The sequence below is a fragment of the Herbaspirillum sp. VT-16-41 genome (genome assembly GCF_001994935.1).
GTDB lineage: Bacteria > Pseudomonadota > Gammaproteobacteria > Burkholderiales > Burkholderiaceae_D > Herbaspirillum > Herbaspirillum frisingense.
Genome location: NZ_MUXB01000114.1, coordinates 176,076 through 199,347 on the forward strand (window position 1 = coordinate 176,076; position 23,272 = coordinate 199,347).

A 23,272-nucleotide genomic window follows, 5' to 3' on the forward strand; every position below is an offset into this window, starting at 1 on the left:
GACCAGGCGGTCTTTTTCATCAACCACGAAGACAATATGAAATCCATCAAAGTAGGTTTGCTCGGCATCGGCACCGTGGGTTCCGGTACTTTCAATGTTCTCAAGCGCAACCAGGAAGAGATTGCGCGCCGTGCAGGCCGGGGCATTGAAATTACCATGGTCGCCGCTCGCAACACTGCCCGCGCGACCGAACTGACCCGTGGCGAAGTCAAGGTCGTCAACGACGGCAACCTGGTGGTGAACGATCCCGAGATCGATATCGTCGTCGAACTGATCGGCGGCTACGACACCGCCCGCGATCTGGTGCTCAAGGCGATCGCCAACGGCAAGCACGTGGTCACGGCCAACAAGGCCCTGATCGCCACCCATGGCAACGAGATCTTCAAGGCCGCGCAGGAAAAGGGCGTCATGGTAGCCTTCGAGGCGGCCGTGGCCGGTGGCATCCCCATCATCAAGGCACTGCGTGAAGGCCTCACCGCCAATCGCATCCAGTGGGTGGCCGGCATCATCAACGGCACCACCAACTTCATCCTCTCCGAGATGCGCGACAAGGGGCTGGACTTCGACGTGGTCCTGAAGGAAGCGCAGCGCCTGGGCTATGCCGAGGCCGATCCGACCTTCGACATCGAAGGCGTGGACGCAGCCCACAAGCTGACCATCATGGCCTCGATCGCCTTCGGCATCCCGGTGCAGTTCGACAAGGCCCACGTGGAAGGCATCACCAAGCTGCAGGCCAGCGACATCACCTATGCCGAAAAGCTGGGCTACCGCATCAAGCTGCTGGGCATCACGCGCCAGACCGAGAAGGGCATCGAACTGCGCGTGCACCCGACGCTGATCCCGGCCTCGCGCCTGATCGCCAATGTCGAGGGGGCCATGAACGCCGTGGTGGTGCGGGGCGACGCCGTCGGCGAAGCCCTGTACTACGGCAAGGGTGCCGGTTCCGAGCCGACCGCCTCGGCCGTGATCGCCGACCTGGTCGACATCACCCGGCTGGCCACGGCCGATCCAGAACACCATGTGCCTTCGCTGGCCTTCCAGCTCAATGCCATGGCCGATACCCCGGTGCTGCCCATGAGCGAAGTGGTGACCAGCTACTACCTGCGTATCCGTGTGGCCGACCAGGCTGGCGTGCTGGCCGATGTCACCCGCATCCTGGCCGACTCGACCATCTCCATTGACGCCATGCTGCAGAAGGAGCCGGGCGAAGGTGAACAGCAGACCGACATCATCATGCTGACCCACCAGACCCAGGAAAAGAACATCGAGGCCGCCATCGCCAAGATCGAAGCCCTGTCCACCGTCGTGGGCAAGGTCACCAAGATCCGCCTGGAAGAGCTGAGCTGATCTCTCGCCGGTCAAGTCTGGCCGCCAACGAAAATCGGAGCCCGCGGGCTCCGATTTTTTTATTCCGGCAGGGCGGACCGCCGTGCCGGGCAATGGCGGTCCTGCTGCGTCCTACTTCTTCAGTTCGAAGCTGCACACCGCCTGCAGCATGGCGTCACCCACCGACATCGGCTTGGGCTTGACGAAGTCCATGCCCTTGAGTGCGTCGGAATGGTCGCGCTTGTCGCCCTTGCCATCGTTCTCGGCAAAGATGATCTCGCGCACCAGCTTCATGGTGCCGGCCTTGCAGTTGTACTGGTGCAGGTCCTTGTAGGACTTCAGCGATGGAAAGCTCTTGTCGCCATTGTTGGGGCGCGCTTCCTTGAAGTTCCACAGCGACCAGGCCTCGCGCACGCCGCCGGACTCGACGATGGAGTCGGTATCGACCAGCAGTTCGGACTGGTCGGTGCCGCCCAGCGATTGCCAGTTCTCGGCGTGGGCCGGCAGACTCGCCAGGAGGGCCGCGAACAGGCCGGTCGTTGCGAGCAGGGTCTTGGTCTTGTGATTCATGCCGTTTTCCATCCTTGTTGAGTTTGAATAGGTCTTTGACGTCGCCAGCGTGCAAACATTCCGCCAATCCGGCGCTGCACACGAAGTGGCGCAGCATAGCCCGGCCATGGCCGGCTTTCAAGGGTGGTAACGTTTTATTTCAGGTCAGTGATGTTCCGGGGCAATAGTCCTTCCCGTGATCACCTTGCCCCGGATGCCACAAGGATTTCATGGCCGGCCCCTTGCTGCGCTTTTGTCGTAGCCCGTCTGGCCTTATAATCCAAGGCTTTCCTGCCAATTCACCCTCCAGCCGCCTGCCGGCGCTTCCTATCGACATGCAATACGTCTCCACTCGCGGTCACGCTGCAACTCCTTCTTTCTCCGAAATCCTGCTGGGCGGCCTGGCCCCGGACGGTGGCCTGTACCTCCCGGCGCAGTATCCGCAGGTGAGCGGCGCCGAGCTCGACCAGTGGCGCAAGCTGTCCTACGCCGACCTGGCCTTCGAGGTGCTGCGCAAGTTCGCCACCGATATCCCCGAAGCCGATCTCAAGGCGCTGGCGCACAAGACCTATACCGCCGACGTCTATCGCAACACCCGCGCCGGCGAGGACGCCGCCCAGATCACCCCGCTGCGCACGCTGGAAGAGCGCGACGGCAACAAGCTGGTACTGCAAAGCCTGTCCAACGGTCCTACCCTGGCCTTCAAGGACATGGCCATGCAACTGCTGGGTAACCTGTTCGAGTATGCCCTGGCCAAGCAGGGGGCCGAACTCAATATCGTCGGCGCCACCTCCGGTGACACCGGCAGCGCCGCCGAATACGCCATGCGTGGCAAGAAGGGCATCCGCGTCTTCATGCTGTCCCCGCACAAGAAGATGAGCGCCTTCCAGACCGCACAGATGTTCAGCCTGCAAGACCCCAACATCTTCAACCTGGCCGTCGAAGGCGTCTTCGACGACTGCCAGGACATCGTCAAGGCCATCTCCAATGATCTGGAATACAAGGCCGCCAAGAAGATCGGCACCGTCAATTCGATCAACTGGGCGCGCGTGGTGGCACAGGTGGTGTACTACTTCCGTGGCTACTTGGCCGCGACCACCAGCAACGAACAGAAGGTCTCCTTCACCGTCCCCTCGGGCAACTTCGGCAATATCTGCGCCGGCCACATCGCCCGCATGATGGGCTTGCCCATCGACAAGCTGGTGGTGGCCACCAACGAGAACGACGTGCTCGACGAGTTCTTCCGCACCGGCGTGTACCGCGTGCGCAAGTCGGCCGAGACCTATCACACCAGCAGCCCCAGCATGGACATCAGCAAGGCCTCCAACTTCGAGCGCTTCGTCTATGACCTGCTGGGGCGCGACAGCGCCCGCGTGAAGGCCCTGTTCCACAAGGTCGAGACCGCCGGCGGCTTCGACCTGACCGGCAAGCCCGGCAGCGACGGCGATGAATTCGCCGGCGTGATCAAGTACGGTTTCGCCTCCGGCAAGTCGTCCCACGCCGACCGCCTGGACACCATCCGCTTTGTCGAAAAGACCTACGGCATCACGGTCGATACCCACACTGCCGACGGCATCAAGGTGGCGCGCGAAAACCTCACCCCGGGCGTGACCATGATCGTGCTGGAGACCGCCTTGCCGGCCAAGTTCAACGAGACCATCCGCGAAGCCCTGGGTCGCGACGCCGACCGTCCGGCCGGTTTCGAGAACATCGAGGCGCTGGCGCAGCGCTTCGAGGTCATGCCGGCCGATGCCGCCCGTGTGAAGGCCTTCGTGGCCGAGCACACCGGCCTGTAGCATCGTCGGTTCTGCCTGATCACGCCGTCCGCGCCATCGGCCCGGGCGGCGTTTTTCATGGGCCGCATAGGGGCAGTGATTGCATTAGAATGTCGGGTCGCTGTGTTGACCGGAATTGACCAGAAAACAACGCACTTCCCGCATTCCATCCCTCAGGCCCGCCATGCAATCCACGCCCGCTCCCATTCCAGACTCCCCGGCCAAGCCCGCCCGCGCGCCCATGCAAAGCGTCGCCCAGGCACTCGACACCCTGCTCGATGCGGCCGTGCCGGTCACCGGCAGCCAGACCATCGCCACCCTGGACGCCTGCGACCGCGTGCTGGCCACTCCCGTGCAGGCCCACATCAACGTGCCAGGCATGGACAATTCACAGATGGACGGCTATGCCGTGCGCGCCGCCGATTGCGCCTCCGGCCAGGCGCGCCTGCGAGTGTCGCAGCGTATTCCCGCCGGTCACGTCGGCCAGCCGCTGGAAGCCGGCACGGCCGCCCGCATCTTCACCGGCGCCATGCTGCCCGAGGGCGCAGACGCCGTCGTCATGCAGGAAGCCTGCGAGGTGGACGGTGACCACGTCGTGATCCGCCATGTGCCGACCAGCGGCGAATGGGTGCGCTATATCGGCGAAGACATCCGCCAGGGCAGCACCATCCTCGACGCCGGCACCCGTCTGCGCCCGCAGGAACTGGGGCTGGCGGCTTCAGTCGGCCAGGCCGAGCTGGAGGTACTGCGCCGGGTACGGGTGGCGGTGTTCTTCACCGGCGACGAACTGACCATGCCCGGCGAGCCCCTCAAGCCCGGTGCCATCTACAACTCCAACCGCTTCCTCCTGCGTGGCCTGCTGCAAAAACTGGGTTGCGCCGTCAGCGACTACGGCATCGTTCCCGACAACCTGGCCGCCACCCGCCAGACCCTGCGCGAAGCCGCCCGCGAGCATGACCTCATCATCACCAGCGGTGGCGTTTCCGTGGGCGAGGAAGACCACGTCAAGCCGGCCGTGGAAGCGGAAGGGCGCATCAACATGTGGCAGATCGCCATGAAACCCGGCAAGCCCCTGGCCTTCGGTCAGGTGCGGCGCGGAGAAGAGGGCGCGGGTGAAGCTTTCTTCATGGGCTTGCCCGGTAATCCTGTCTCTTCCTTCGTCACCTTCCTGCTGTTCGTACGACCTTTCCTGCTGCGTCTGCAGGGGCTGCCACGCGCTGCCGTGCTGCCGCAGCCAGTGAGCATGCGTGCTGACTTCGACTGGCCCCGCGCCGACCGCCGCCAGGAATTCCTGCGCGTGCGTCGCAATGCCCAGGGCGGCCTGGATCTCTTCCCCAGTCAGGGCTCGGCCGTGCTGACCTCGACCGCCTGGGCCGACGGCCTGATCGACAACCCGCCCGGACAGACCATCGCCGCCGGCGACATGGTGCAGTTCCTGGCCTTCGATCATCTGCTCAACTGAACCACCAAGGAATTTCCCTTCATGAAAATCGAACTCCGTTTCTTCGCCAGCGTGCGCGAAGCCCTGCAGACCTCGCAGGAAATCATCGAGCTGCCGGACAGCGTCAAGACCGTCGGCGACGTGCGCGCCTTCCTGATGGGGCGGGGCGGCATCTGGGCCGAGGTGCTGGGGCCGGAAAAGAATCTGCGCATGGCCTATGACCATGACATGACCGAGGCCGATACCGAGATTGCCGAGGGCGGCGAAGTGGCCTTCTTCCCGCCGGTCACCGGTGGCTGACATGGGCACCCGTCGGGATCCCTCGGTCGGCACGATTGCGCACTACAGCAGCAATGCTCAGAGCTTTCGCGAAGGCACCTGGGATCATGATGTCAGCCAGAACATGGCGGCCTTGCTGGATGCCTTGCACGCCAGAGCCGGCCAGGCCGGACAAGGGCCCTTCACGATTCTGGACTTCGGCTGTGGCCCGGGACGCGACCTGATCGAATTCACCCGGCGTGGCCATGTCGCCGTCGGGCTGGACGGCACGGCCGAGTTCGTCGAGATGGCGCGTGCGGCCAGTGGCTGCGAGGTCTGGCACCAGGACTTCCTGCAGCTGGCCCTGCCGCCGCAACGCTTCGACGGCATCTTCGCCAATGCCTCGCTGTTCCATGTGCCTTCGGCTGCACTGCCGAGCGTGCTCTCCCGGTTACACGCCAGCCTCAAGCCGGGCGGCATCCTCTTCAGTTCCAATCCCCGCGGGGAAGACCTGGAAGGCTGGAGCGGTCCGCGCTATGGCGTCTGGCACAGCCTGGAGGGCTGGCGTCGCTACCTGCTGCCAGCAGGATTCGTTGAATTGCGGCATTATTACCGCCCTGACGGTTTGCCGCGTGAGCAGCAGCCGTGGTTGGCCAGCGTCTGGCAAAAAACAGAAGACCGGAGCTAAGCAAACCACCAGGACATTCGACATCCGGATTCTTTAGGAGGAGACCAAGCCTGCGCCAAACAGGTTTGCGGAGGGGGTGCACAAAAGACATCGTCCATCGATGCGCATTCATCCACACCTAAGAAGGAACCATCTTGATTTCGACCCAACTGGCCGCCTGGGCGGCCCAGGACACGCAGTTGCTGCTGGTCACGCTGGCGGCATTGATCGCCATCGTGGTGCTGATCAGCTTCCTGTCCATCGCACCCTTCCTGTCCATCCTCATCGGCACCTTCATCGCCGGTATCGGCGCCGGCCTGCCGCTGGAAGACATCGCCAAGGCCTTCAGCAAGGGCGCCGGCAGCCTGTTGGGCGAGGCCGGCATCATCATCGCCCTGGGCGCCATGCTGGGCGCGCTCATGGCCGAGTCCGGCGCGGCCGACCGCATCGTCAATACCCTGCTGCGCTATGCGCGTGGCAGCATCATTCCCTGGATGATGGCCCTGGTGGCCCTGGTGGTCGGCCTGCCGCTGTTCTTCGAGGTCGGGCTGGTGATGATGGCGCCGATCATCTTCGTCATGGCACGCCGTTCGCAGTTGCCCATCATGCGCGTGGCCATTCCCGCGCTGGCCGGCATGACCACGCTGCATGCGCTCTTGCCGCCGCACCCCGGTCCCTTGATTGCCGTGTCGGCCCTGCATGCCGATCTCGGTACTACCATGCTGCTGGGCTTCATCGTCGCCATCCCGGCAGTCATCATTGCTGGCCCGCTGTATGGCAACTTCCTGGCACCGCGCCTGAACCTGGCCGAACCGGACCAGATCGGCAAGCTCTTCAGTGCCCGTGAAGGGCAGTCGCAGCCGGGCTTCGTCGCCTCGCTGGTGACCATCCTGCTGCCGGTGGCGTTGATGCTGGGCCGTACCGTGGCGCGCATCTGGGTCACGCCCAAGACCGAGCTGTTCGAGATGCTCAACTTCTTCGGCGAACCCATCATCGCCCTGACCGTCACGGTGCTCTTCGCCGTGGTGGTGCTGGGCTGGGGCCAGGGCAGCAGCCGCTTCGAGGTGGGTGCCACGCTGCGCCGCGCCTTGCCGCCCATCGCCGGCCTGCTGCTGACCATCGGCGCCGGCGGCGGCCTCAAGCAGACCCTGCTGGCCGCCGGCATCAGCGACACCATCACCAAGATCGCCACCGGCACCCACATGCCGCTGATCCTCCTGGCCTGGATCATCGCCGTGGCACTGCGCCAGGCCACCGGTTCGGCCACCGTCGCCACGACCGCCACCGCCGGTATCGTCGCGCCGCTGGTGGCGGGTCTGTCGGCGACCCACAATTCGCTGATGGCCCTGGCCATCGGTGCCGGCTCGGTGTTCTTCTGCCACGTCAATGACGCCGGCTTCTGGATGGTCAAGGAATACTTTGGCCTGAACCTCAAGCAGACCCTGGCGACCTGGTCGGTAATCCAGACCCTGGTCTCGGTGATCGGCCTGGGCATGACGCTGCTGCTGTGGGGGCTGATCGTCTGATCGTCTGATCCACGTGTGCTCGCGGGCAGGGCTGCGCTGGTAGAATCGCAGCCCTGCCTTTCACTTTCCGTCCAGCCATGCCTGTCCGCGTCCAGACCGCCGATTTCGATCTCTCCACCGAAGTGGCGCAACTGCGCCTGTCCAATCCCCGCGTAGGGGCGGTGGTGAGTTTCGTGGGCACGGTGCGCGATCTCAACGAGGGCGCGGCCGTCTCGGCCATGGAGCTGGAACACTATCCGGTCATGACCGAGCGCGCCCTGGAGCAGATCGTGGAACAGGCCAAGGCGCGTTGGCCCATCTTCGATGCGCTGGTGATCCATCGCATCGGGCCCATGCAGCCGCTGGAGCAGATCGTGCTGGTGGCAGTCACCTCGCCCCATCGCGGCGAAGCCTTCGCGGCCTGCGAATTCATCATGGATTACCTCAAGACCCAGGCGCCGTTCTGGAAGAAGGAACAGACGCCGGACGGCGCCCGCTGGGTCGATGCCCGCGAGAGTGACGACACGGCACTGAGCAAGTGGAAACAATAAGGCGTCCTGCCTCGGGAGCTTGATCCCGGCGCCGGCCGCCAAGGGCGATCACAGGGGGAAACCGTCTTGCCACTGAAGTTTCAAATTCCACGCATGCCGCGCATTCCCGGTCTGCCGACCACGGCCACCGCGCCATTCTGCCCGTCCGAAGTGGCGGGCTCGGTCGCTGTGCCGGCCGGTGCCTCGGTCTGGCAAAAGCTGCGCATCTACGTCGGCCCCGGCCTGCTGGTGTCGATCGGCTACATGGACCCGGGCAACTGGGCCACGTCCATCCAGGCCGGTTCGCAGTTCGGCTACCAGCTGCTATTCGTGGTGATGCTCTCCAGCCTGGCCGCCATCGTGCTGCAATGCCTGTGCGCACGCCTGGGCATCGCCACCGGCAAGGATCTGGCGGTGCATTCACGCGAACATTACCCGCCCGCCGTGGGCAAAGGCATGTGGGTGCTGGCCGAACTCTCCATCATCGCCTGCGACCTGGCCGAAGTGCTGGGCTGCGCACTGGCCTTCAACCTGCTGCTGGGCGTATCGCTGCCGGTGGGCGTGCTGCTGACCGCGCTCGATACCCTGATCGTGCTGGGACTGAAGGGCAGGGGCTTCCGCCAGGTGGAGGCCATCATCCTCGGACTGGTCATCACGATCGCCGCCTGCCTGCTGGCACAACTGGCCTTCGTCAAGGCCGACTGGCATGAGGTGATGCAAGGCTTCGTTCCCTCGCTGCAGGCCATCTCCAGCCGCGAGCCGCTGTATCTGGCCATCGGCATCATCGGCGCCACCGTGATGCCGCACAATCTCTACCTGCATTCTTCCATCGTGCAGACCCGCAGCGTGCGGCGCGATCCGGCCTCCCTGCTGGAGGCGGTGCGCTACACCCGGGTCGATACCACGATTTCGCTGCTGATCGCCATGGTCATCAACGCCACCATCCTGATCCTGGCCGCCACCGCCTTCCACAAGAGCGGCAATACCCAGGTCGCCGAGCTGGATGAGGCCTACCATCTGCTGGACCCCATCACCGGCTCGGCCATGGCGGCCATCCTGTTCGGCGTGGGCCTGTTCGCGTCCGGCCAGAGCTCGACCTTCACCGGCACCATCGCCGGCCAGGTCATCATGGAAGGCTTCCTGAAGCTGAAGATTCCCTGTTGGCAGCGCCGCGTCATCACCCGCGCCCTGGCGCTGGTGCCGGCGCTGATCGGCGTGCTTACCCTGGGGCCGCATTCGGTGGGCAAGCTGCTGGTGGCCAGCCAGGTGGTGCTGTCGCTGCAATTGCCCTTTGCCATGTATCCGCTGATCCGCCTGACCAGCCGAGCCGACCTGATGGGCGAGCTGGTCAACCGCTGGTGGGTCAGTGCCACGGCGTGGCTGCTGTTCGTGGCGATCTCGGCGGCCAACGTGTGGTTGGTGTGGCAGGTGTTTGCCACCTGAATACGGCTTTTTGCACATCAAACTATCATGTTTGTCTTGGATTTTATGGGTATTGATGATAGTATGATGTGTATATGAAGACTTCCTGCACCCTGCAACTACATATCGACGGCACCTGGCGCGACGCGGCCGCCCTGTCGCTGACTGGCCCGCTCGAGCAGGGTATGGGTGCGCCGTCTTTCCTGGTCTATGAAGCCGCGCACGTGGTGGACTACCAGGATAGGCGCGATGCGGCTGCGGTGTCGGTCAATGTGCCGGTGAGCTTCGACGCTTTGCAAGAAAGCCGGTGGCCGGCTTTTCTGATCGATCTGTTGCCGCAGGGCTATGGCCGTGGCGAATTGCTACGCCAGCTTGGCCTGGACGAGCGCGCCGAGGCCAGTGCCGACTGGCCGCTGCTCTGCGCCGGGGCTGGCAATCCCATCGGGAACATGCGCGTGCTCGAAGCCTGGCAATGGGCCCAGCAACGCAGCGGGCCGCTGTTGCGCGGATTCGGCATCGATGAAATCGCCGCGCGTTCGGAAGACTTCAGCGAATACCTGGCCCAACACGGATTGTTCCTGGCCGGTTCCTCAGGGGTGCAGGGGGAATGGCCGAAGATTCTGTTGACGCGCGCGCGCGACGGCCTGTTCTACCTTGACCACGCCTTGCCCGATGAACTGGCCGAACGCCACTACATCGTCAAGTTCGGGCGTGGCCCCGATCCTGATCTGGCCAACATCCTGCGACTGGAAGCCCCTTACATGCAGTTGGCCGCCAGCCTCGGCCTGAAGGTCCACGATGCGCTGGAACTGCATGGCAAGGCCTTGTTCATCCCGCGTTTCGACCGGGAGCTGCGCCACGGCCGGGTGGTGCGTCATGCGCAGGAAAGCATCGCCTCGCTATGCGGGGTCACCGGCTTTGCCGCGACCCCGTCGCACAATGCCGCCTGTGCCCGGCTGGGCCAGGTCGCCACCGATCCAATGGGGGAGGTCATCGAATACCTCAAGCGCGACATCGCCAACATCGTCTTGCGCAACCGCGACAACCATGCCCGCAACACTGCCATCCGGCGCGACGCGCAGGGGCAGATCGGGCTCACGCCGCTGTTCGACTTCGCGCCCATGTGGTTGCATCCCGACGGCATCGCCCGGCGCATGCGCTGGGAGCACGATGACGGCGGTTCGCCGCAGTGGGCCAGCGCGATCGCGCAGGCCTGCGACGCGGCCCGACTGGAGGAAGCACCGGTGCGGGCGGCTGTGCGCGAGATGGCACAGCCGCTGGCAGGACTGCTGGAGCGCGCCCGCGATCTGCGCATCGACGCACAATTCCTCGACCCGTTGGCCGTCACGCTGGCCCAGGTCCGTACCCAGCTGGAGGCGCTTTGAATGGACAAGCGCTTCAAGCCGCTCACTGCCATCGAGCAATTGGAAGAACGGCGTGCGCTGTTCGATGAACTGGCCGCCGATCCGACCCTGCCCATTCCCGCCGTGATCCGCAAGATCCGCACCACCCTGCGCCTGACCATTGCCGAATACGCCAAGCTGTGCGGCGTATCTGCCCGCACCTTGCAGGATATCGAACGCGGTGAGTCCAGCCCCACGCTGGCCACCGCCGACAAGCTGCTCAAGCCGGTCGGCATGAGCGTGGGTGCGGTGGCGCGCAAGCGCACATGAAAAAGGCGGCCCTGATGCTGCATCAGGGCCGCCTTTCCACTACCTCAGGCTGGTTCAGTTGCGCGCTGCCGGCTGCGACTTGCCGCTCCCCGGCTCCAAGACCACCGTGCAGGTCAGCCCCGAGGCCAGCAGGACATGTTCCGGCACCTTGTCGAGCTGGATGCGCACCGGGATGCGCTGGGCCAGCCGCACCCAGTTGAAGGTCGGGTTCACATCGGCGGTCAGTTCGCGGCTTTGCGGATTGTCACGGTCATAGATGCCGCGGGCGATGCTGTCGACGTGGCCTTCCAGGGTGGCGCCGTTGATCAGCTGGATCTTGGCGCGGTCACCGATGGACAGCAGCGGCAGCTTGGTTTCCTCGAAATAGGCATAGACCCAGAAGGAGTGGCTGTCGATCAGCGCGATCTTGGCCGCGCCGGCAGCCGCATAGTCGCCGCGACGCACGGCCAGGTTGGTCACATAGCCATCCACCGGGGAGAACACCTTGGTGCGCTCCAGGTTCAGCCTGGCCGTATCGCGCTGCGACAGGGCCGCCTGGTATTGCGCCTGGGCGCCTTGCAGCTGGGCCTGGGCGGCTTCCAACTGGGCTTGCGAGGCGGTAACCTGGCTGCCGGCATCTTCGCGGGCTTCCCGCGACACCACCAGCGCATCCACGTCGGCCCGGCGGCGGGCCTGGGCACGGCGCATGGCCAGGTCGGCGCGGCGTGCCTCGACCTCGGCACGGCGCACATCCAGATCTGCCTTGCGCGCGGTGACGGCGGCCTCGGCCTGTTGCAGCGCCAGCGTATAGCGGGCCGGGTCGATTTCCATCAGCAGGTCGCCCTTCTTGACCAGCTGGTTGTCACGTACCGGCAGCGCCACTACCTGGCCGGAGACATCCGGCGCGACGTTGACCACTTCGGCGCGCACCCGGCCGTCGCGGGTCCAGGGGGAATGCATGTAGTGCTGCCACAGGCTCCAGGCGAGCAGGATGGCCAAGAGGAAAATGGCCGAGGTGATGAGGACGCGGAAAATCGATTTGACCGACATGGTGAACTACTCCTGATTGTTTCTTTATCTTTTCTGAAGTGATGGGTTTGGCGCAGAAGGCGGTAGAGCCGATGTCCGCTAGCGATACACGAACAGCCCCAGCAAGGCCGCCAGGCAGACGAACAGGCTCACGCGGAACAGCGCCGGGTGCCAGGTCAGTTCGTAGAAGCCCAGCCGCACCAGGACGCGGTCCGCGGCCATGGCCAGGACGGCGGCCAGCACGGCCAGCAGCAGTACCGTTGGAATGTAGGCGTCGAAGAAGGAAATCTCACGTGGCATGGCGCTCTCCGGAAGCGGGGTTGGCACCGGCGCGCATGGTATGCAGCGGCGATTGCTGATCGAGCAGGGCGGTGCGGATGAAGTGCAGGTAACTCAGGGTGCGTTGCAGGCGATGACGTTCGTTGCGTTCGCGGTAATGCGGACCGATGGCGGTCTGGACTTCGACGATGGTGGCGTCATTGGCGTCCAGCGCCGCCTGCAGGGTTGCCGCCGACGGCCGGGCGAACAAGGCCGGGACGGCTTCACGCAGGCGGTTCAGTGCGGCGTAGGCGGAGGGCGGCAGCAGGTCCGGGGTTTCGGTGCGGATGCCGTGCAGTTCGGTACGCAGTTCGATGATGGCGTGACCCACTTCCAGCGTGGCGAACATCCAGCCCAGCGCCTTTTGGCGCAGGACCGGGCGACTGCTGGTGAGGATCGTGATCTGGTGCATCAGGTCGCGGGTGCCGCTTTCGAACTTCAGCGCCAGGCGGCCCAGCTTGCCGAAACAGGCATCCACCACCTGCTTGCGCAATTGCTTTTCCAGCACGCGCACGGTCCAGTCGGTGGTCGGCGGCAGCAGCAGCATGAAGGCCACGGCCGTCACCAGCAAGGACACCACCAGCGCCACCGATTCGTTCAGGTAGCCGGCCGCGTTGAAGTGGGCGAAGTTGTCCGGTACCGCCAGGAAGGGAAAGAAGATGCAGATCCCCAGGCCGTAACCTGCCCATTTGGGTTTGGTGGTCAGCCAGACGGCCAGCATCAGCACCGGCATGAGCGCGCTGGCCAGCATCCAGTAGCCATCCAGGCGCGGCAGGATATGGAAGGTGTAGACATAGCCGGCCACAGCGGCGAAGAGCACGCCGATGGCGACCGTGCGCGTGGCCTTGGCCGGGTCGGGGGCGGCCGAGGTGATGGCGCAGAAAGCCGCCGCGTTGAGCACGGCCACGTCGCCGCTGGGCCAGCCACTGGCAATCCAGAACCCGGCCAGGCACAGCATCACGATGGCGGCGCGGGCACCGGCGATCAACGCCGTGGTCATGCTGGTCTTGGGGGCGTAGGAGTGCTCCCATTGTTCGCGCTCGTGGTGGCGCTGGTTCAGCGAGGCATAGGTCAGGGTGTAGGCATGCAGTTCTTCGACCACGCGGTACAGAAGTTCAGATGCCGTATCGAAATCCAGCATGGCGCTGTCGCTGTCGCACTGTTCGGCCAGCGTGCCACGGGTGGCGCGCACGCGGCGCGGCAGCTCGCGCTTGAAGGCATCCAGCTTGAGGGCGGCGTCGGCGGCATCCACTGCACTCATCACCGGTTCGCCGCTGGCGCGGGTCAGCAAGGGCTGCACCTCGCGGAAATACGGCGAAATGGCGGCGATGACCACTTGCGCGCCGGGCGCGGGATTGGCGTGCAGCCGGTTCATCAGCTGGTGCAGCGCGTGGACGCGGGTGGACAGCGCCATGAATTCACTGTTCATGCGGCTCAGGCGGCCGCTGCGCAGGCGCACTTCCGGGTCTTCGAAGATGGCCGAGCTGCGCATGGCTTCCAGGCCGATGATGTCGCCCACGAAGCGGGCATTGGTGGCTTCCAGTTGCTTGCGGTCGTTGCTGCCGCCCAGGGTAGCGCTGATCAGGTCAACGAAGGCGGTAAAGCGGCCACGGATGATGCGCACCAGGCCCGGTGCGCTGGCCTGCGGAAACACCAGCGCACTGACCAGGCCCACGCAGACGATGCCGACCATGATCTCGGACACCCGTGTCATCACAGAATCGAAGGTAATGGCCGGATGCAGCGCGGCCGGCAGCCCGATCAGCGCCACCGTATAGCCGGACAGCACGAAGCCATACGAGCGGAAGTTGCGATTGTGCGCCGAGCCCACCGTGCACAGGCCGATCCACAGGGCCGAGGCCAGCAGGAACAGTTCCGGCGTCTGCGCGAACAGGCCCACGAAGACCACCACGGCGGCGGAGCCGACCAGGGTACCGATGACCCGGTAGAAGCTCTTGGCCAGGATCATCCCGCTTTGCGGCTGCATGACGATGAAGACCGTGATCAGCGCCGAGCGCGGCGACTCCAGGTCCAGGCCGTAGCCGATGCCCAGCGCCAGCAGGCCAGCGAAGACCATCTTGAACACATAGACCCAGGTCGGTGCGTCACTGCGCCACCAGTCGCGGGCAGCCTCGTGCAGTTGCGCCTTGAGCGACAGGGCGGGTGTGGCGGGAGCATTCATCGCGTGGCCACCTGCTCTTCAGGCGCGGTGCCATTGTCCATGCCACCGCCCAGGGCGGTCTGCAGTGCGGCATAGGCCGCCAGGCGCTGGGCCTGCAATTGCTGCACGATCTGCTGCTGGCGCAGCCATTGGGTCTGGGCGTGCAGGATGTTGAGGTAATCGGTCAGGCCGCGCTGGTAGGCACGGGTGGCGATATCCACGTTCTTTTGCGCGGCTTGCACCGATTGCTGTGCCTGCTCCTGCTGGCGGGCGACCGATTGCAACGTCACCACCTGGTCGGAAATACCCTTCAGGGCTAGCGAGAGCAGGGCGTTGTAGTGCTCCACCTCGATGTCATAGCCGGCGCTGGCCGCACCCAGTTGGCCACGCAGGCGGCCACCCTCGAAGATGGGCAGGGAGATGGCCGGGCCGTAGGTGGTCTGGATGTTGGGCGCAGACAGGAAGGAGAATAGCCCGCCACCGGCGGCGGCCGGGCCGATGCCGGCCAGCAGGTTGATGTTGGGGTAGAAGGCGGCCTTGGCCACGGCGATGCCCTTGCCGGCGGCCTCCACGCGCCAGCGGGCGGCGCTGATGTCCGGGCGGCGGCCCACCAGGTCGGCCGGCAGTGCGCTGGGCAGGCCGATGGCGGCCTGCAGCTGCAGGGTGGGGCGGGTGATGCCGTCGGCGGCACCGGGGCCGGCGCCCAGCAGCGCGGCCAGCTGGTTGCGGATCAGGGCGATGCTCTCTTGCAGGGCTTCGATCTGGCGCCGGGTTTCCGGCAGCGGGGCTTGGGCCTGGGTGATCTCAAGCTGCGTGCCGAGGCCACCCTTGAAACGACGATGGGCCAGGTCGAGGATCTTCTGTTCTTCCTTCAACATGGCTTCGGTGTTGTCCAGCAGGCCGTATTGCAGCGCCAACTGCACATAGGTGCGCACCACATTGCCTTCCAGGTCGAGCTGGGCGGCGCGGGCGTCGGCCGCTACGGCGTGCATCTCGTCCTCGGCACGCAGGGTGGCGTTCTTGTTGCGATCCCAGAGGTCGACGTTGTAGGACAGGCCCAGGGTGGCGGTGTTGTTCCAGGTCAGCTTGTCGCGGAAGGAGGCACCGTAGTAGACGTTATCGGACCAGTCCTTGCGGCCGACCGCCACATCCAGCTGGGCGCTGGGCAGCTCGCCGGCATGGGTGGCCACGGCCAGCGAGCGCGCCTGGCGCACGCGGGCGGCGGCCACCGCCATGCTGGGGTTGCCGGCCACGGCGCGGCTGACCAGTTGGTCCAGCTGCGCATCGTCATAGACCTGCCACCAGGCGCGTTGCGGCCAGCCGGCCTCGCTGCCGGCCTGGCGGATGGCCTGGCCGGCGTCCAGCACGGCGACGTCGCGCAGGTGTGCTTGCGGCTGGATGCCGCCCTGATCGGCGCAACCGGCCAGGGCCGCTGCGATTGTCAGCGCCAGCGCAACGACCTTCAGGTCTGGCAGCTTGGGGATGGCGATATGTGTCATGGGATTGCCCGAAATTATGCAAATATCAGAAGTTATGTATTCTATTTTGTAATTATTTCCAAAAAAATCCGCTATTCAGCAATTCTTTATCTCGTATTTGGCAATAATAATTGCTCCGTTTTGGGTAACAATGCTGTCATCCGGTGTTGCGCCTGCTGGCGCCTCACCTGCTTATCGATAGGAACAAGATGGATACCCTGCAAAACATGCGCGTCTTCGCGCGCGTGGTCGAGGCCGGCAGCTTTACGCAGGCGGCCCATCAGATGGCCCTGACCACCGCCCATGTCTCCCGCGCCGTGGCCGATCTGGAGCGCCATCTGCGTACCCGCCTGTTGAACCGCACCACGCGCCGCATTGCCCTGACCGAGGCGGGCGAGCGCTACCTGCTGCGTTGTCAGCAGATCATGGCATACGTTGACGAAGCTGAGGCAGAAGCCGGCGCGGCCTATGTCCGCCCCTCGGGCCGGCTGCGCATCCACGCCATGACCAGTTTCGGCCAGCGCTACGTGATTCCCTCCATCTCCGGTTACCAGAAGCGCTATCCGGACGTGGCGGTGGAGCTGACGCTGGCCCAACGTATTCCGGACATGCTGGAAGAGGGTTATGACGTCTCCCTGGTGCTGGCGCGGGAGTTGCCAGATTCCGGTCTGATCTACCGACAGCTGGGGACCACCTTCAGCATGCTGTGTGCCTCGCCGGCCTACATCGACAAGTACGGCGCGCCCCAGCAGCCGGCGGACCTGCTCAATCACGTCTGCCTGCAACTGGTGAGCCCGATCTCGCCGCTGGACGAATGGGTCCTGGAAGGACCGGACGGCGGCGCCGTCATTGCGATCAAGAGCAATTTCCAGGTCAATGTGGCCGAAGCCATGCTTACCGCGATTCGCGAAGGCATGGGCATCGGCGTGCTGCCCATCTATTCGGCCGTGGATGCCTTGCGTACCGGCAGCATCGTGCGCGTGCTGCCGCAGCATCGCTTGCAGAACATGGGCGTGTATGCGTTGTATCCTTCGCGCCAGTACCTGGATGCCAAGATCAGCACCTGGGTAGACTGGATGCATGTGACCGTGGACAAGACCCTGGAAGAAGACCATCAGGCGCTGGAGCGCCTGGGCAGCCTGCGGGAAGAAATGCAGGGGCTGGGGACGCGCTGACACCGGAAACGACAAGGCCCGATGGGGCAGGCAAGGGGGATGATGATGGGATGGCTGGCAGTGGGACTCGGAGCGACGCTGGGCGCCTGGCTGCGCTGGCGCATCTCGGTGGTGTGGAATATCTCCGGCCACTTCGTGCCGCTGGGCACGCTGGCGGCCAACTGGATCGGCGCCTACGTGATCGGTTTCCTGGTGGCCTATTTCGAGCAGCATCCCGGCTTGTCGCCCGAATGGCGCCTGTTCGCGGTGACCGGCTTCCTGGGTGGCCTGACCACTTTTTCCACGTTTTCCGCCGAGGCCATGATCCTCTTGCAGCGGGGCGATTACCTGTGGGCCATCGGCCATTCGGCACTGCACCTGCTGGGCTCCATCGTGCTGTGTGTTGCCGGCTTTGCAAGCTATCGTGCATTGGCGGGATGACGTTTATCAGCGAACTGATGCAGATCAAAACAGGCGGCATGATCATTGCTTGAAAATCAAAGCGCAGGCCCAACTTTCATCTCATTGAAAAATTGGAGCGAACCATGCGTCTCGACAAACTCACCACAAAATTGCAGGAAGCGCTGGCCGATGCGCAATCCCAGGCAGTCGGCCACGACAATCAATACATTGAACCCGTTCACCTGATCCTGGCCTTGCTGAGCCAGGATGACGGCGGCGCACGCTCGCTGCTGCAGCGTGCCGGCGTGAACGTGAACGGCCTGAATACCGCCTTGCAGGCGGCCCTCAAGCGCCTGCCGCAAGTCTCCGGCAACGGCGGCGAAGTGCAGGTCGGGCGCGAACTGGTGGCCCTGCTGAACCTGGCCGACAAGGAAGCGCAAAAGCATGGCGACCAGTTCGTCGCCAGCGAAATGGTGCTGCTGGGCCTGGCCGACGACAAGTCCGATGCCGGCCGTGCTGCCCGTGACAACGGCCTCACCCGCAAGTCGCTGGAAGCGGCCATCCAGGCCGTGCGCGGCGGCGCTTCGGTGTCCTCGCAGCAGGACGAAGGCCAGCGTGAAGCCCTCAAGAAATACACCCTGGACCTGACCGAGCGTGCCCGTGCCGGCAAGCTTGATCCGGTGATCGGCCGCGACGACGAAATCCGCCGCGCCATCCAGGTGCTGCAACGGCGCAGCAAGAACAACCCCGTGCTCATCGGCGAACCGGGCGTGGGCAAGACCGCCATCGTCGAAGGCCTGGCCCAGCGCATCGTCAACGGCGAAGTGCCGGACAGCCTGAAGTCCAAGCGCGTACTGTCGCTGGACATGGCGGCCCTGCTGGCTGGTGCCAAGTATCGCGGTGAATTCGAGGAGCGCCTGAAGGCGGTCTTGAAGGAAATCGCCCAGGATGAAGGCCAGACCATCGTCTTCATCGATGAGCTGCACACCATGGTGGGCGCCGGCAAGGCCGAGGGCGCCATGGATGCCGGCAACATGTTGAAGCCGGCCCTGGCGCGTGGCGAGCTGCATTGCGTGGGTGCCACCACGCTGGATGAGTACCGCCAGTACATCGAGAAGGACGCCGCCCTGGAGCGCCGCTTCCAGAAGATCCTGGTGGATGAGCCCAGCGTGGAAGCCACCATCGCCATCCTGCGCGGGTTGCAGGAGAAGTACGAGGTGCACCATGGCGTCGATATCACCGACCCGGCCATCGTGGCTGCGGCCGAGCTGTCGCACCGCTATATCACCGACCGCTTCCTGCCGGACAAGGCCATCGACCTGATCGACGAGGCCGCCTCGAAGATCAAGATCGAAATCGATTCCAAGCCGGAAGTGATGGACAAGCTCGACCGTCGCCTGATCCAGCTGAAGATCGAGCGTGAAGCCGTCAAGCGTGAAAAGGACGAGGCTTCGCAGAAGCGCCTGCAGCTGATCGAGGAAGAAATCGAAAAATTGGAGCGCGAGTACGCCGACCTGGAAGAAATCTGGAAGGCCGAGAAGTCGACCGCCCAGGGCGGCCAGCAGTTGAAGGAAGAAATCGAGAAGGTACGCCTGCAGATGGAAGAGGCCACCCGCAAGAGCGACTGGCAGAAGGTTTCCGAGCTCAAGTACGGCAAGCTGGCCGAGCTGGAAGCCGCGCTGGAAGTGCAGAACAAGAAGGACGCGGCCGGTGCCACCACCGAGAAGCCCAAGCTGGTGCGGACCCAGGTGGGTGCCGAGGAAATTGCCGAGATCGTGGCCCGCGCCACCGGTATCCCGGTGTCGCGCATGATGCAGGGCGAACGTGAAAAACTGCTGCACATGGAAGACGTGCTGCATGAACGCGTGGTGGGCCAGGAAGAAGCCATCGTGGCCGTCTCCGACGCCATCCGTCGTTCGCGTGCCGGCCTGGGCGACCCCAGCAAGCCTTACGGTTCCTTCATGTTCCTGGGCCCTACCGGCGTGGGCAAGACCGAGCTGTGCAAGGCGCTGGCGTCCTACCTGTTCGATACCGAGGAGGCGATGATCCGCATCGACATGAGCGAGTTCATGGAGAAGCATTCCGTGGCCCGTCTGATCGGCGCGCCGCCGGGTTATGTCGGCTATGAAGAAGGCGGCTACCTGACCGAAGCGGTGCGGCGCAAGCCCTACAGCGTGATCCTGCTCGACGAAATCGAGAAAGCGCACCCGGATGTCTTCAACGTGCTGCTGCAGGTGCTGGACGACGGTCGCATGACCGATGGCCAGGGCCGTACCGTGGACTTCAAGAACACCGTGATCGTGATGACCTCCAACCTGGGTTCGCACCGTATCCAGAGCATGGAAGACAGCGATCCGGCGCTGGTGAAGCTGGCCGTGATGGCCGAGGTGCGTACGCACTTCCGTCCGGAGTTCATCAACCGGGTAGACGAGATCGTGGTCTTCCACGCGCTGGACGCCAAGAACATCGGCGCGATTGCCAAGATCCAGCTGCGCATCCTGGAGCAGCGTCTGGCCAAGCTGGAAATCGGACTGCAGATCAGCGAAGCCGGCCTGCAAAAGATCGCCGAAGCCGGTTTCGATCCGGTCTATGGTGCTCGGCCGCTCAAGCGTGCCATCCAGCAGGAGATCGAGAATCCGCTGTCCAAGGAAATCCTGGCCGGCAGGTTCGGTCCCAAGGACGTGGTGCATGTGGATGTGGAGAACGGCCAACTGGCGTTCAGCAAGTAACTGCCCGGGAGCAAGGGCGGCAGGAGGCAGGCTGTAGGGCGCCGATCTGCCGTCGTGTTGACCGGAGCAGGAAGGGCAGGAAGTCTAGTAGCGGCGGGAACATGTCTTCATGTCCCGCCGCTTTTTTATGCATCCGGGCGGGCGATTTGATTCACTTCATCGGCACGCTGCTGCACATCCGTTCCTGAAAGTTGTAATACATTTAATTTAGTTGGTGCTTTTGCTACACTCCACGTCCAGCGCGCTTCCTGGGCGGATCGGTCACTGCTTTTTCTTTCGCCGCATTGCAAAAAACGCTCACCAAGAGGGCGCAAAATGTGATATTTACCTTCATCAAGGGGAGTGCGCCACACGACAAAAACAGGTGCGCCATCGATCGAGGCCACGGCCTCATCTGCAATCGCCGGGAAGGGTTTTGCTTGCCCGGCAGCAAGGAATTCATGGTCATATCGGGAACACGCGGTCAAGGCAGCAAGAGCACATGGGGGCGATTCTGAAGCAATCGTCTCTGCAGCGGCTATTCATCCTGCCGTTCATTTTCCTCATGGTCTGCCTGGTGCTGACCATCGGCTGGTTCCTGTATCGCGCCGGCGACGATGCCACCGAGGTGCTGGCACGCAATGCCTTGACCGAAGTGATGGGTCGGGTCTCCCAGGGCATCGACCGCCAGACCATGGGCGCACGCGAAAGCCTGAACGTGGTGGCGCCCGCGCCGGTGCCGCCGGCGGAGGCGGGCCAGCAGGCGGCGACGCTGCCGTTTCCCAAGACCCGCAAAGAGCTCGAAGAGCGACTCTGGCTGGCCAATTCGCTGTTCGACGAACCCAGCTACGTCTATTTCGGTGGTGTTGACGGCAGCTTCCTGGGCATCAAGCAGGAGCAGATCAACGTCTTCATGTACAGCGTGCGCGAGCCGGGCGAGAAGAACTACGTCTATTACCTGCGCGGCCCCGGCACCGAGATGAAGCTCACCGCCGTGCAGGACTACGAACCGCGCAAGCGACCCTGGTATGTGCAGGCGGTCCAGCAGGGGCGCGAGACCTGGTCGCCGGTGTACGCCGATTACCGCCAGCCCAATGTGGTGGGTATCAACCTGTCCAAGCCCATCTTCGATACCGACGGCACGCTGCTGGGCGTGGCCAACAGCAGCATTGGCCTGCAGCAGCTCTCCACCCTGTTGCGCAACCTTCCCCTGAGCCCGCATGGCGCGGCCTTCGTGACCGAGCTCAAGGGCGACATGGTGGCCACTTCGCTGGATGAGTCGATCTACCAGTCCAACGACCAGGGCTCGGACCTGTTGCGTCTGAATGCCGGACACAGCAAGTCGCCGCTGGTGCAGCAGGCCTTCGAGGAAGTGCAGCGCTACCTGAGCATCCACAACCCCGCGCCGGGCCGGCTGGTGCTGCTGGGCTCGCGCAGCGAGGGCAGCAAGATCGAAGTGGCCTTCCGCCTGCACCATGACCAGGCCGGGCTGGACTGGCTGGCCATCAGCGCTGCGCCGCGCTCGGACTTCCTGGGTTCGGTCACCAGCGGCGTCTACCAGACCCTGCTGCTGGGTCTGCTGGCGGTGTGCCTGACCTTCGTGATCGGTTTCCTGCTGCTGCGCTGGGTGCTGCGCGACATCCGCAAGCTCACGCTGGCGGCCAAGAGCATCGGCAATGGCAGCCCGTTCCCCGCGCTCAACATCGATCGCAACGACGAGATCGGCCAGCTGGCGCTGAGTTTCGTGGAAATGGAGCGCAACCTGCGCACCGACCGCCTCACCAATGTGCTGAACCGTGATTCCCTGATCGCGCAGATCGACTTCCGTCGCCGCAACAGCTCCGAAGCCAATCCGCTGCATTTCGCCTTGCTTTTCATCGACCTGGACCGCTTCAAGGCCGTCAACGACGAGTATGGCCACGACGAAGGCGACAAGGTCTTGATCGCCATTGCCGAACGACTGCAGCACAGCTTGCGGCATGATGATTCGGTGGCGCGTTTCGGCGGCGATGAATTCGTGGTCTACCTGCATGGCGTGACCGACATCGAAGTGGCCCGCAGCATCGCCGACAAGATCCGCCACGCCGTCAACAAGCCCATCGAGGGGCGTGATGGCCAGCAGTACACGGTGGATGCGTCGGTGGGCGTGTCACTCTATCCGGTCGATGGCCTGGATGTGGAAACCTTGCTGCGGGTGGCCGATTCTCGTATGTTCGATCAGAAGCGCCTGCACCGCATCCTGTCGGTATAGGCCCGTCCCCGAGGCCATTTCGGCCCCGCCCATTCAGACCATGAGGAGACCTTGATGTCCTTTGCCACCTGCGACCTGTGCGATGCCAATGAAGACAAGCTGGCCAGCGGCACCCTGCATGTACTGCCTCCCATCTTTGCCTCCTTCGGGCGCAGGCAGGCCTTCAGCGGTCCGGCCCGGACCCTGAAGGTGTTCGAGGACAACGTGCTGGTCCGCGCCACACTGGAGACGCCGGGCAATGGCCAGGTGCTGGTGGTCGATGGCGGTGGCAGCCTGCGCTGCGCACTGGTGGGTGGCAACCTGGCGCAACTGGCGCAGGACAATGGCTGGGCTGGCATCCTGGTCAATGGTTGTGTGCGCGACGCAGCTGAACTCAATGCCTGCGACGTCGGCATCCGCGCCCTGGCCACCCACCCCCAACGCAGCTTCCGCAAGGGAGTAGGGGATGCCGACATCAAGGTTGGCATCGCCGGCGTAGCGGTCTATCCGGGCGACTGGATCTATGCCGATGCGGACGGCGTGCTGGTGGCGCGTACGGCGCTCTGAGCGGGCTCATCCAGACGCTGCATCCTCCCGACGTACTCGTAGACACCACCTGGACAAAAGCCCGCAGATGCGGGCTTTTGTCTTGTGCGGGACCTGGATG

At 64.2% G+C, this 23,272-nt stretch carries 21 protein-coding genes; 15 read left to right on the forward strand and 6 right to left on the reverse strand.

Annotated features, from left to right (window positions below; genetic code table 11):
• The first annotated feature begins 36 nt into the window (after nucleotides 1-36).
• Nucleotides 37-1,347 (forward strand): homoserine dehydrogenase, encoded by a 1,311-nt coding sequence (locus BTM36_RS16110; protein ID WP_006462626.1) that lies wholly within the window; start codon nucleotides 37-39, stop codon nucleotides 1,345-1,347.
• Nucleotides 1,348-1,458: 111 nt separating this feature from the next.
• Here BTM36_RS16110 and BTM36_RS16115 read toward each other — a convergent pair whose 3' ends face one another.
• Nucleotides 1,459-1,896: a surface-adhesin E family protein gene (locus BTM36_RS16115; RefSeq protein ID WP_077237068.1), complete on the reverse strand. Its 438-nt coding sequence runs from the start codon at nucleotides 1,894-1,896 to the stop codon at nucleotides 1,459-1,461.
• 314 nt (nucleotides 1,897-2,210) lie between these two features.
• Between BTM36_RS16115 and thrC the strand changes: the two genes are divergently transcribed.
• The 9 genes from thrC (at nucleotide 2,211) to BTM36_RS16160 (ending at nucleotide 11,146) form a co-directional block, all read left to right on the forward strand.
• Complete coding sequence (gene thrC, locus BTM36_RS16120) at nucleotides 2,211-3,671, forward strand: threonine synthase (RefSeq protein ID WP_077237069.1); 1,461 nt, start codon at nucleotides 2,211-2,213, stop codon at nucleotides 3,669-3,671.
• 220 nt (nucleotides 3,672-3,891) lie between these two features.
• Nucleotides 3,892-5,112: a gephyrin-like molybdotransferase Glp gene (gene glp / locus BTM36_RS16125; protein WP_254427023.1), complete on the forward strand. Its 1,221-nt coding sequence runs from the start codon at nucleotides 3,892-3,894 to the stop codon at nucleotides 5,110-5,112.
• Nucleotides 5,113-5,133: 21 nt separating this feature from the next.
• A complete protein-coding gene (moaD, locus tag BTM36_RS16130) occupies nucleotides 5,134-5,391 on the forward strand; it encodes a molybdopterin converting factor subunit 1 (RefSeq protein ID WP_006462622.1) in 258 nt (85 codons plus the stop codon).
• A gap of 1 nt (nucleotide 5,392) precedes the next feature.
• Nucleotides 5,393-6,037: a bifunctional 2-polyprenyl-6-hydroxyphenol methylase/3-demethylubiquinol 3-O-methyltransferase UbiG gene (locus BTM36_RS16135; protein ID WP_077237071.1), complete on the forward strand. Its 645-nt coding sequence runs from the start codon at nucleotides 5,393-5,395 to the stop codon at nucleotides 6,035-6,037.
• Between the two features lie 134 nt (nucleotides 6,038-6,171).
• Entirely contained in the window at nucleotides 6,172-7,542 is a 1,371-nt protein-coding gene (locus BTM36_RS16140) for a gluconate:H+ symporter (protein WP_077237072.1), read from the forward strand.
• Between the two features lie 77 nt (nucleotides 7,543-7,619).
• Nucleotides 7,620-8,072: a molybdopterin synthase catalytic subunit MoaE gene (gene moaE / locus BTM36_RS16145; RefSeq protein ID WP_006462619.1), complete on the forward strand. Its 453-nt coding sequence runs from the start codon at nucleotides 7,620-7,622 to the stop codon at nucleotides 8,070-8,072.
• Nucleotides 8,073-8,165: 93 nt separating this feature from the next.
• Entirely contained in the window at nucleotides 8,166-9,494 is a 1,329-nt protein-coding gene (locus BTM36_RS16150; protein WP_077237073.1) for an Nramp family divalent metal transporter, read from the forward strand.
• A gap of 74 nt (nucleotides 9,495-9,568) precedes the next feature.
• Nucleotides 9,569-10,858: a type II toxin-antitoxin system HipA family toxin gene (locus BTM36_RS16155; protein ID WP_077237074.1), complete on the forward strand. Its 1,290-nt coding sequence runs from the start codon at nucleotides 9,569-9,571 to the stop codon at nucleotides 10,856-10,858.
• Nucleotides 10,859-11,146: a helix-turn-helix transcriptional regulator gene (locus tag BTM36_RS16160; protein WP_077237075.1), complete on the forward strand. Its 288-nt coding sequence runs from the start codon at nucleotides 10,859-10,861 to the stop codon at nucleotides 11,144-11,146.
• 54 nt (nucleotides 11,147-11,200) lie between these two features.
• Here the strand turns inward: BTM36_RS16160 and BTM36_RS16165 are convergent, their stop codons facing one another.
• From BTM36_RS16165 to BTM36_RS16180, 4 genes are all read right to left on the reverse strand, one after another.
• Nucleotides 11,201-12,175 (reverse strand): HlyD family secretion protein, encoded by a 975-nt coding sequence (locus BTM36_RS16165; protein WP_077237076.1) that lies wholly within the window; start codon nucleotides 12,173-12,175, stop codon nucleotides 11,201-11,203.
• 78 nt (nucleotides 12,176-12,253) lie between these two features.
• Nucleotides 12,254-12,454 carry a DUF1656 domain-containing protein gene (locus BTM36_RS16170; protein ID WP_077237077.1) on the reverse strand — a complete coding sequence of 67 codons (201 nt, stop codon included), beginning with the start codon at nucleotides 12,452-12,454 and terminating at the stop codon, nucleotides 12,254-12,256.
• The gene (locus BTM36_RS16175) at nucleotides 12,444-14,654 is read right to left on the reverse strand and encodes an FUSC family protein (RefSeq protein ID WP_077237078.1); all 2,211 of its coding nucleotides are present in this window, start codon (nucleotides 14,652-14,654) and stop codon (nucleotides 12,444-12,446) included. The genes BTM36_RS16170 and BTM36_RS16175 overlap by 11 nt, the downstream gene beginning before the upstream one ends.
• Complete coding sequence (locus BTM36_RS16180) at nucleotides 14,651-16,132, reverse strand: efflux transporter outer membrane subunit (protein ID WP_077237079.1); 1,482 nt, start codon at nucleotides 16,130-16,132, stop codon at nucleotides 14,651-14,653. The genes BTM36_RS16175 and BTM36_RS16180 overlap by 4 nt, the downstream gene beginning before the upstream one ends.
• A 188-nt stretch (nucleotides 16,133-16,320) precedes the next feature.
• Here BTM36_RS16180 and BTM36_RS16185 point away from each other — a divergent pair, with 188 nt between their 5' ends.
• The 3 genes from BTM36_RS16185 to clpB all read left to right on the forward strand — a co-directional run bounded on the left by BTM36_RS16185 (nucleotide 16,321) and on the right by clpB (nucleotide 20,396).
• Nucleotides 16,321-17,286: a LysR family transcriptional regulator gene (locus BTM36_RS16185; protein ID WP_077237080.1), complete on the forward strand. Its 966-nt coding sequence runs from the start codon at nucleotides 16,321-16,323 to the stop codon at nucleotides 17,284-17,286.
• Nucleotides 17,287-17,331: 45 nt separating this feature from the next.
• Complete coding sequence (gene crcB / locus BTM36_RS16190) at nucleotides 17,332-17,706, forward strand: fluoride efflux transporter CrcB (protein ID WP_077237255.1); 375 nt, start codon at nucleotides 17,332-17,334, stop codon at nucleotides 17,704-17,706.
• 104 nt (nucleotides 17,707-17,810) lie between these two features.
• Nucleotides 17,811-20,396, forward strand: a complete 2,586-nt coding sequence (gene clpB, locus BTM36_RS16195) for an ATP-dependent chaperone ClpB (RefSeq protein ID WP_077237081.1) — start codon at nucleotides 17,811-17,813, stop codon at nucleotides 20,394-20,396.
• Between the two features lie 125 nt (nucleotides 20,397-20,521).
• Here clpB and BTM36_RS27855 read toward each other — a convergent pair whose 3' ends face one another.
• Nucleotides 20,522-20,782: a hypothetical protein gene (locus tag BTM36_RS27855; protein WP_139347171.1), complete on the reverse strand. Its 261-nt coding sequence runs from the start codon at nucleotides 20,780-20,782 to the stop codon at nucleotides 20,522-20,524.
• Nucleotides 20,783-20,877: 95 nt separating this feature from the next.
• On the opposite strand from BTM36_RS27855, the gene BTM36_RS16200 reads away from it, so the two are divergent.
• A complete protein-coding gene (locus BTM36_RS16200) occupies nucleotides 20,878-22,626 on the forward strand; it encodes a sensor domain-containing diguanylate cyclase (RefSeq protein ID WP_077237082.1) in 1,749 nt (582 codons plus the stop codon).
• Nucleotides 22,627-22,680: 54 nt separating this feature from the next.
• Nucleotides 22,681-23,172: a ribonuclease E activity regulator RraA gene (gene rraA / locus BTM36_RS16205; RefSeq protein ID WP_077237083.1), complete on the forward strand. Its 492-nt coding sequence runs from the start codon at nucleotides 22,681-22,683 to the stop codon at nucleotides 23,170-23,172.
• The last annotated feature ends 100 nt before the right edge of the window (nucleotides 23,173-23,272 follow it).

Coding starts and splice junctions, on each gene's coding strand:
- BTM36_RS16110 (WP_006462626.1), top strand. CDS start 37: ATGAAATCCATCAAAGTAGGTTTGCTCGGCATCGGCACCGTGGGTTCC.
- BTM36_RS16115 (WP_077237068.1), bottom strand. CDS start 1,896: ATGAATCACAAGACCAAGACCCTGCTCGCAACGACCGGCCTGTTCGCG.
- thrC (WP_077237069.1), top strand. CDS start 2,211: ATGCAATACGTCTCCACTCGCGGTCACGCTGCAACTCCTTCTTTCTCC.
- glp (WP_254427023.1), top strand. CDS start 3,892: ATGCAAAGCGTCGCCCAGGCACTCGACACCCTGCTCGATGCGGCCGTG.
- moaD (WP_006462622.1), top strand. CDS start 5,134: ATGAAAATCGAACTCCGTTTCTTCGCCAGCGTGCGCGAAGCCCTGCAG.
- BTM36_RS16135 (WP_077237071.1), top strand. CDS start 5,393: ATGGGCACCCGTCGGGATCCCTCGGTCGGCACGATTGCGCACTACAGC.
- moaE (WP_006462619.1), top strand. CDS start 7,620: ATGCCTGTCCGCGTCCAGACCGCCGATTTCGATCTCTCCACCGAAGTG.
- BTM36_RS16150 (WP_077237073.1), top strand. CDS start 8,166: ATGCCGCGCATTCCCGGTCTGCCGACCACGGCCACCGCGCCATTCTGC.
- BTM36_RS16155 (WP_077237074.1), top strand. CDS start 9,569: ATGAAGACTTCCTGCACCCTGCAACTACATATCGACGGCACCTGGCGC.
- BTM36_RS16160 (WP_077237075.1), top strand. CDS start 10,859: ATGGACAAGCGCTTCAAGCCGCTCACTGCCATCGAGCAATTGGAAGAA.
- BTM36_RS16165 (WP_077237076.1), bottom strand. CDS start 12,175: ATGTCGGTCAAATCGATTTTCCGCGTCCTCATCACCTCGGCCATTTTC.
- BTM36_RS16170 (WP_077237077.1), bottom strand. CDS start 12,454: ATGCCACGTGAGATTTCCTTCTTCGACGCCTACATTCCAACGGTACTG.
- BTM36_RS16175 (WP_077237078.1), bottom strand. CDS start 14,654: ATGAATGCTCCCGCCACACCCGCCCTGTCGCTCAAGGCGCAACTGCAC.
- BTM36_RS16180 (WP_077237079.1), bottom strand. CDS start 16,132: ATGACACATATCGCCATCCCCAAGCTGCCAGACCTGAAGGTCGTTGCG.
- BTM36_RS16185 (WP_077237080.1), top strand. CDS start 16,321: ATGGATACCCTGCAAAACATGCGCGTCTTCGCGCGCGTGGTCGAGGCC.
- crcB (WP_077237255.1), top strand. CDS start 17,332: ATGGGATGGCTGGCAGTGGGACTCGGAGCGACGCTGGGCGCCTGGCTG.
- clpB (WP_077237081.1), top strand. CDS start 17,811: ATGCGTCTCGACAAACTCACCACAAAATTGCAGGAAGCGCTGGCCGAT.
- BTM36_RS16200 (WP_077237082.1), top strand. CDS start 20,878: ATGGGGGCGATTCTGAAGCAATCGTCTCTGCAGCGGCTATTCATCCTG.
- rraA (WP_077237083.1), top strand. CDS start 22,681: ATGTCCTTTGCCACCTGCGACCTGTGCGATGCCAATGAAGACAAGCTG.